This window comes from Acinetobacter sp. YH01019 (genome assembly GCF_013420285.1).
GTDB lineage: Bacteria > Pseudomonadota > Gammaproteobacteria > Pseudomonadales > Moraxellaceae > Acinetobacter > Acinetobacter gandensis.
On sequence record NZ_VOYM01000106.1, the window covers coordinates 1 to 7,606 of the forward strand.

A 7,606-nucleotide genomic window follows, 5' to 3' on the forward strand; every position below is an offset into this window, starting at 1 on the left:
CATGTACTTATATTAACAATCAAAACTCAAGGAAAATAGTCCTTAGTTAAATCAAACGACACTTCATGTCGTGTCGCTTATATCTCTGACCTGAAGGACAGAGTTTTACGCTCCATTTGATAAAAAAGCCCATACTTTGTCTGGGCTTTTCCGTTGTTTAAGATCTAAGAAACTTCTTCAAGCATGACCAACACTGGCTTTGCCCTGATTTACAGATCTCCTTTTTTTCTTCATATAGTTCACAATTCCACTATATCTCGCTCACGCTTTCTCTGAACTTCCACGTTAATTTTGAATCATCGAAAACATATTTAAAAATGAAGGTGATTTCCATGCATAAGTTCGTATCTACACTCGTACTTTCAGTATCTGCAGTTTTGGCAACCTCTGCTGCAATGGCTGCACCAGATCATCGTCAAGATGACCGCCGTTATCACGCTCAGCACCAAGATTCACGTTGGAATGACAACAAGCATTCAGGTAACTGGAACAACAATAACCGCTATGACAATCGTTATGATAACAACCGCTATAACTCACGTGTAAATCCAAGCCGTGATTGGCGTGTAGGGCAAACACTTCCACGTGCTTATGACTCAAGCCGTTATAAAGTCAGTGATCGTGAAGCACGTCGTTTACCGAATACAGGCCGTTACCAACATTGGTACAAAATCAATGGTGACTATGTCCTCGTGAATGATCGTACCGACCGTATTATCCGTATCAGAAACTAATTACTAATTGTCTGTCTCAATGAGTCCCTTTCCCAACACCTGAACGATGTTCAGGTGTTTTTTTATTTTTATCGTTCCGTTTCTGCTTTTTTTGATTAGAATCAGATGTAGGAAACTGATTAAGTGAAATTAGGCATGCAAACGAATTTATCTGAACCGTCATCAAGCACAACCTTACAATATGTGCATTGGTTCCGACATTCTGCGCCTTATATTAATGCTCACCGTAACAAGACCTTTGTCATTATGTTTGATGGTGAAGCAGTACAGCATGACAACTTTCAACATATTATTCACGACATCGCCTTACTTCACTCTTTAGGTATTCGTTTAATTTTGGTTCATGGTGCGCGTCCGCAAATCAACCATAATTTAGACAGCAATAACATTATTACCCCTTTCCATCAGCATCGTCGTATTACCACTCGTGAATCATTGCCTGCTGTAATGAATGCGGTCGGTTCAATTCGTTTGCAAATTGAAGCCTTGCTTTCTATGGGATTGGCCAACTCGCCCATGTATGGCGCACGCATTGACGTGGTCTCAGGTAATTTAGTCACGGCAAAACCTTATGGCATTCGTGATGGGGTCGATTTTCAATTATCTGGTGAAGTCCGTTCAGTGGATACCGATGCCATTCAACGTCATTTAGCCAGTCAAAATATTGTGGTACTTGGGCCAACTGGATATTCCACCACAGGTGAAGTGTTTAACTTATTGGCTGAAGAAGTGGCAACCAAAACGGCGATTAGTTTAAAAGCCGATAAATTGATTTTTTTAGGTAAGCAACATGGCCTAAACAATGAACATGGTCAGTTACAGCGTGAGATTACTCCGCATCAGCTGGATCAGCATATTTATCAGTATCAAGATTCAAACCCAGATATTGCGCTGCATTTACGCGGTGCCAAAGATGCATCGTTACAAGGTGTACATCGTGTACATCTTATTTCCTATGCCTATGATGGCGCATTGGTCGAAGAACTGTTCACCCGTGATGGTTCTGGCACCATGATCACCGATGCTCATTATGAAGAAGTACGTACCGCCAATATTCAAGATGTGGTGGGTCTAATCAGTTTACTCCGCCCACTCGAGCAAGAAGGGATATTGGTCTATCGCTCACGTGAACGCCTTGAAAATGAAATTGAGCATTTTGCGGTGATTGAACGTGATGGCACCATTTTAGCCTGTGCTGCACTGTATCCAATTCCAGCGGCGGAAGGTGAAAAACGCTCGGCGGAAATTGCTTGTGTGGCTGTACATCCAGGCTATCGTAAGTCAAACCGTGGCAGCCAAATTTTGCATTATCTCGAAGAAAAAGCCCGTGCACTTGGTATCGAACAATTGTTCATTCTGACAACCCGCACCGCACATTGGTTCTTGGAACAAGGTTTTGAGCAAGTCAGTGTTGATGATTTGCCGAATGCCCGTCAGGCACTTTATAACTACCAACGCAACTCTTTAGTCTGCAAAAAGCCACTTTAAACGTGGCTTTTTTTCTGCCAATTTATCTTTATTTTGCATAAGGATATGCAAAAAAAACGCTCAAATTTATTAAATTGCTTTTCATTGAATACGATATGCTTATACAGCAACGCAATAAGAAAATAATAACCATAATTATCAAATATTTAATAAATTAAAGAAGCACAATATATGTTTATACAAAATCATAATTATTCATAAGTTTTGCTTATTTTTATTTATCTTTTTTCCTGATTTTAAATTTAACTTTTCTTATTTTTTTCGAAAAAGAAAACTCTTTAGCTTATGTGTTCATAAATCAACAGTTATGCATTTTACCCCTCGATAGGAGCACATACATGAGCACTAACAAAGCAAAACACTGGACAAAAACATTAGTACTGTCTTCAGCGGTTGCGGGTGCCATGATGTTATCCGGTTGCGGTCAAAAACAACAAGAAAGCGTGACCTTAAATATTGGCTTTCAAAAATATGGCTTATTACCCATCCTGAAAGAACGCGGCACATTGGAAACCTCGCTGAAAGAGCAAGGCGTCAATGTGAAATGGGTTGAATTCCCTGCTGGCCCGCAACTGCTTGAAGGCTTAAATGTCGGTAGCGTGTCTTTTGGTGAAGTCGGTGAAGCACCACCGATTTTTGCGCAAGCAGCACAAACCGATTTAGTGTATATCGCCAATCAACCGGCTGTACCGAAAGCAGAAGCTTTAATTGTACAAAAAGACTCGAACATTCAAACCATTCAAGATCTTAAGGGTAAGCGTGTCGCTCTGAACAAAGGTTCGAACGTGCATTACTTACTATTGAAACTGCTTGAAGCCAATAAACTGAAATTTAGTGACATTGAAGTGGTTTACTTACCGCCTGCAGATGCCCGTGCTGCCTTTGAAAAGGGTGCAGTCGATGCTTGGGTCATTTGGGACCCGTTCCTGTCTGCAGCTGAGCATCAATTAAACGCACGTACCATTGCCAATGGCGAAAATTTGGTGAAGAACTATCAGTTCTATTTAGCCGATCGTAAGTTCGCACAAGAACATCCAAAAGTGGTTCAAGCAGTCGTAAACGAGTTGAACTTGACCACGCAATGGGTCTCTAAAAACCAAGATGAAGCTGCCAAATTGCTTGAAGGTAAAACTGGACTTGGTCTTGATGTTCTAAAAACATCAATTTCACGCCTAGGCGACAACGTCACCTTAGTCACACCTGAAGTGGCTAAAGAACAGCAACAAGTCGCTGATGCGTTCTATAACGAAAAATTGATTCCAAATAAATTAAACATTGAATCAGCCATTATCAAATAAGCCGAGATAAAAATAAGGGCACTGCCATGGGTATTTTAAAAACTTTTTCAATTGTTGGTCTTACTACACTCGGCATCAGTTTGAGTGCTTGCCAAAAGCAAGAAGCTGAATCAAACAGTACTGATCCACAAGTCAAAGCTGAAGTGAAGCACATTACCATCGGCTTTCAAAAATCGGCTTTGAACCTGTTGGTTGCACGTCAACAAAAATTGCTTGAGCAACAATTTCCAGGTGCTCAGATTGATTGGAAAGAGTTCCCTGCTGGCCCGCAAATGCTTGAAGCCTTGGCTGTAGGCGCGGTGGATTATGGCTATGTTGGCAACACGCCACCGATTTTTGCTCAAGCTGCCAATAAAGACTTGAACTACATTGGCTATGAGGCTGTTCCTAATGATTCATTGGCTGTGGTGATTCCACCCAATAGCCCAATTAAAACAATTCAAGAACTCAAAGGCAAACGTATTGCGGTACAAAAAGGTTCAAGTGCGCATGAGTTACTGTCTAAAACTTTACAGAAAGCTGGTCTGAGCTGGACTGATATTCAACCGATTTGGATTCCACCCGCAGATGCCCGTGCAGCTTTCGATAAAAAATCAATTGATGCTTGGGTCATTTGGGATCCTTTCCTTTCTGCAGCAGAGTTAGATGCAGGCGCCAAAGTGCTGATGGAAGCAGGCGATTTCCCACAGACCTATTCGTTCTACGTGGCCAATCCTAAAGTGATCCAGGCCCATCCAGATTCACCAGCCAAATTCTTAAATGCACTGAATGCATCAGACCAATGGATCGTCAAACATCAAGATGTTGCATTAGAGATATACCAAAGCAGTACAGGCTTAGAAAAAGCTGTTGCAGCACAAGCCTTTGCACGTCGCATTAAACCTTCACCAGTTAAACCACTCAATGCTGAAGTGGTTCAAGCCCAACAAAATATTGCGGACTTGTTCAAACAAGTTCAATTGATTCCCAACACTATTTCAGTCCAAGAAAAAGTTTGGACACCTGCTTCACATTGATAACCGAGCCATCAATACACAAGGAATTTAACATGAAAATTTTCTGGTTTATCCCAACACACGGTGACAGTCGCTACTTAGGTACCAGCAAAGGTGCACGTCAGGTTGATCATGCTTATATGAAGCAAATCGCAGTTGCGGTTGATAACCTTGGCTATGAGGGTGTACTGATTCCAACTGGCCGTTCATGTGAAGATCCATGGTTAACCGCAGCAAGCTTAATTGATGCAACCAAAAACCTAAAATTCCTTGTAGCTTTGCGCCCAGGTGTAACGACTCCCGCTTTAACGGCGCGTATGGCTGCGACGTTTGACCGTCTCTCTGGCGGTCGTGTGCTACTCAATTTGGTTACCGGTGGCGATGAACAAGAGTTGAAGGGTGATGGTGTATATGAAGACCACGCAACTCGCTACAAAACCGCAGCCGAATACACCACCATTTGGCGTGAAATTCTAACCCGTTCACATACCGGTGAAAGTTTCACTTTCCACGGTGAACGACTCAGCGTTGACGATGCAAAATTACTCTATCCACCGGTACAAAAGCCATATCCACCACTGTGGTTTGGTGGTTCTTCAGAAGATGCGATTGAACTGGCAACTGAACAAGTCGATACATATTTAACTTGGGGTGAACCACCCGCAGCAGTGAAAGAAAAAATTGCCGTGGTGCGTGAAAAAGCCAAAGCCAAAGGTCGTGAGCTGAACTACGGTATTCGTCTACATGTGATCGTGCGTGAAACCAATGAACAAGCTTGGGCAGCGGCGGAAGAGTTAATTCAATACGTGGATGATGCAACCATTGCTGCGGCACAGAAAAAATTCAAACAAATGGATTCAGTCGGTCAACGTCGTATGGCTGAGTTGCACAATGGTGATCGCTCGAAACTCGAAGTTTCACCTAACCTGTGGGCAGGGGTCGGTCTTGTCCGTGGTGGTGCAGGTACCGCTTTAGTGGGTGACCCTGAAACAGTTGCGGCACGTATCCAAGAATATGCTGACCTAGGCATCAGTACCTTTATCTTCTCGGGCTACCCGCATCTTGAAGAATCCATTCGTTTCGCTGAATTAGTGTTCCCGCTTCTTCCATTGGAAACACGCGAAAAATTGGCACAGCCAAATCTGACAGGTCCATTTGGTGAAATTGTGGCAAACAACTACACCCCTGAAGAAAACAAGAAAGCTGCAAAAGCTCAGGAGCCTGCTTAATGTCAAAAACAGTTTCTGTTGAAACCTTCAAAGAACCGAAGGTTTCACGTGGAACACAATTCGGGCAGCGTTTGCTGCCTTGGTTGTTTCCTATAGCACTTATTTTACTGTGGCAACTGGCCTCGGTAACAGGTCTATTAGAAAGTAGAATTTTACCTGCACCCAGTGCTGTAGTTGTTGCCTTCTGGAACCTGCTCATGAGCGGTGAACTTTGGAAGCATGTACAAGTCAGTGCAGGACGTGCCTTGATGGGGCTCTTAGTGGGTGGCGGTCTCGGCCTATTTTTAGGACTATTGAATGGTTCATCAAAATTAGCATCGACCCTGCTCGATACCACCTTACAAATGATCCGTAACATCCCTGCATTGGCGCTGATTCCATTGGTGATTTTGTGGTTTGGCATTGATGAATCTGCCAAATTATTTTTGGTGGCAATTGGGGTGTTCTTCCCGATTTATATCAACACTTACCACGGTATCCGTTCGGTAGATCCACAGCTCATTGAGATGGGTAAAAGTTATGGTTTGAGTGGTTGGCAACTTTATAAAGAAATTATTTTACCCGGTGCAATGCCGTCCATATTGGTGGGACTGCGTTTCTCATTAGGGCTAGTCTGGGTACTGCTCATTGTCGCTGAAACCATTTCTGCGCAAGCTGGTATCGGCTACATGACCATGAATGCCCGTGAGTTCTTACAAACCGACATCGTCTTAGTGGGGATTTTACTGTATGCCCTACTCGGTAAACTCGCTGATGTACTGGCAGTAACACTTGAAAAATATTTGCTCCGCTGGCATGCGGGTTACCAGAAATAATTTAGGAGCATGAGATGACTGATTTAAGCATAAGCCGTCATGCCGATGACAGCACAAAGCCTCAAGACACGACTGCAGCAGATATCAATCCTCATGCTGTACTTGGCGCTGAAATTATTATTGAGCAACTGCATAAATTTTATGGCAGCGTTAAAGTTCTTGAAGACCTCGATCTGCATATCCAACCCGGTGAGTTTTTAGCAATTGTAGGTCGTAGCGGCTGTGGTAAAAGTACCCTGTTGCGTTTAATTGCTGACCTTGAAAAACAAAGCTATGGCGAAATCAAATTTAAATCTGCACGCCATATTCGGGAAGGCATTACCTCAAACGACATTCGCGTCATGTTTCAAGACCCACGCCTTCTGCCTTGGCGCAGTATTGAAAAAAATGTGCAGCTCGGTTTAGACAAAGCCCAACATGCCAATGCGTCGGCATTACTAGAAAAAGTTGGACTCAAAGAAAAAGCTGACTTATGGCCGACCCAATTATCTGGCGGTCAACGCCAACGTGCGGCTTTAGCACGCGCATTGTCGCACAAACCACGCATCTTACTGCTCGATGAACCGTTAGGCGCACTGGATGCACTGACTCGTTTAGACATGCAAAACTTGATTGAAAAATTATGGACTGAACAAGGCTTTACCGCCATTTTAGTAACTCATGATGTTAGTGAAGCTGTGCAGTTAGCAGACCGTATTATTTTGTTAGATAAGGGGCATATTGCCAAAGAGTTCAACGTTGACTTAGCACGCCCACGGCAAAAAGGCATTGCCTTCACTGAACTTGAACAACAAGTTTTAACTGCCGTTCTAGCAACTTAACTAAGTGTAGTAGGAACCTAGCTAAAGCCTTAGCTAGGTTCTTATATCATGCGCCATCAAGATCATGCTTAGACAGAACTTGGTGGTTAAAAGACAGAGTTGACATCCTCACCCCCTTAAAAAAGGGTGATTCCTACAGCTAGACGCTTATGCCCAAGCGCAAGAATGTTTAGAGCTGAGTTTATATCTCGATCATGAGCTGTACCACAGCTCATGCACTCCCATT

General features: G+C 43.1%; 8 protein-coding genes. 7 read left to right on the plus strand and 1 reads right to left on the minus strand.

Translation table 11 applies throughout. From position 1 onward, the window contains the following. The first annotated feature begins 332 nt into the window (after positions 1–332). The 7 genes from FTT84_RS16065 to FTT84_RS16095 all read left to right on the plus strand — a co-directional run bounded on the left by FTT84_RS16065 (position 333) and on the right by FTT84_RS16095 (position 7,380). The gene (locus FTT84_RS16065) at positions 333–734 is read left to right on the plus strand and encodes an RcnB family protein (RefSeq protein ID WP_180058480.1); all 402 of its coding nucleotides are present in this window, start codon (positions 333–335) and stop codon (positions 732–734) included. A 135-nt stretch (positions 735–869) separates the two neighbouring features. Further along, positions 870–2,222 (plus strand): amino-acid N-acetyltransferase, encoded by a 1,353-nt coding sequence (gene argA, locus FTT84_RS16070; RefSeq protein WP_180058481.1) that lies wholly within the window; start codon positions 870–872, stop codon positions 2,220–2,222. Positions 2,223–2,560: 338 nt separating this feature from the next. Then, the gene (locus FTT84_RS16075) at positions 2,561–3,520 is read left to right on the plus strand and encodes a sulfonate ABC transporter substrate-binding protein (RefSeq protein WP_067761770.1); all 960 of its coding nucleotides are present in this window, start codon (positions 2,561–2,563) and stop codon (positions 3,518–3,520) included. 26 nt (positions 3,521–3,546) lie between these two features. Next, positions 3,547–4,536: an aliphatic sulfonate ABC transporter substrate-binding protein gene (locus FTT84_RS16080; protein WP_180081833.1), complete on the plus strand. Its 990-nt coding sequence runs from the start codon at positions 3,547–3,549 to the stop codon at positions 4,534–4,536. A gap of 32 nt (positions 4,537–4,568) precedes the next feature. Then, on the plus strand, positions 4,569–5,744 hold the full coding sequence (gene ssuD / locus FTT84_RS16085) for an FMNH2-dependent alkanesulfonate monooxygenase (protein ID WP_180058483.1): 1,176 nt from the start codon (positions 4,569–4,571) through the stop codon (positions 5,742–5,744). Further along, a complete protein-coding gene (gene ssuC, locus FTT84_RS16090; protein ID WP_067761776.1) occupies positions 5,744–6,559 on the plus strand; it encodes an aliphatic sulfonate ABC transporter permease SsuC in 816 nt (271 codons plus the stop codon). Before ssuD ends, ssuC begins: the two co-directional genes overlap by 1 nt. Before the next feature lie 14 nt (positions 6,560–6,573). Further along, positions 6,574–7,380, plus strand: coding sequence for an ABC transporter ATP-binding protein (locus FTT84_RS16095; protein WP_180058484.1), 807 nt, complete (start codon positions 6,574–6,576; stop codon positions 7,378–7,380). 116 nt (positions 7,381–7,496) lie between these two features. On the opposite strand, the gene FTT84_RS16100 is transcribed toward FTT84_RS16095, so the two are convergent. Continuing rightward, the coding region (locus tag FTT84_RS16100; RefSeq protein ID WP_179994364.1) for a zinc ribbon domain-containing protein at positions 7,497–7,606 on the minus strand (110 nt) is incomplete at its 5' end.

Coding starts and splice junctions, on each gene's coding strand:
- FTT84_RS16095 (WP_180058484.1), top strand. CDS start 6,574: ATGACTGATTTAAGCATAAGCCGTCATGCCGATGACAGCACAAAGCCT.
- argA (WP_180058481.1), top strand. CDS start 870: ATGCAAACGAATTTATCTGAACCGTCATCAAGCACAACCTTACAATAT.
- ssuD (WP_180058483.1), top strand. CDS start 4,569: ATGAAAATTTTCTGGTTTATCCCAACACACGGTGACAGTCGCTACTTA.
- ssuC (WP_067761776.1), top strand. CDS start 5,744: ATGTCAAAAACAGTTTCTGTTGAAACCTTCAAAGAACCGAAGGTTTCA.
- FTT84_RS16065 (WP_180058480.1), top strand. CDS start 333: ATGCATAAGTTCGTATCTACACTCGTACTTTCAGTATCTGCAGTTTTG.
- FTT84_RS16080 (WP_180081833.1), top strand. CDS start 3,547: ATGGGTATTTTAAAAACTTTTTCAATTGTTGGTCTTACTACACTCGGC.
- FTT84_RS16075 (WP_067761770.1), top strand. CDS start 2,561: ATGAGCACTAACAAAGCAAAACACTGGACAAAAACATTAGTACTGTCT.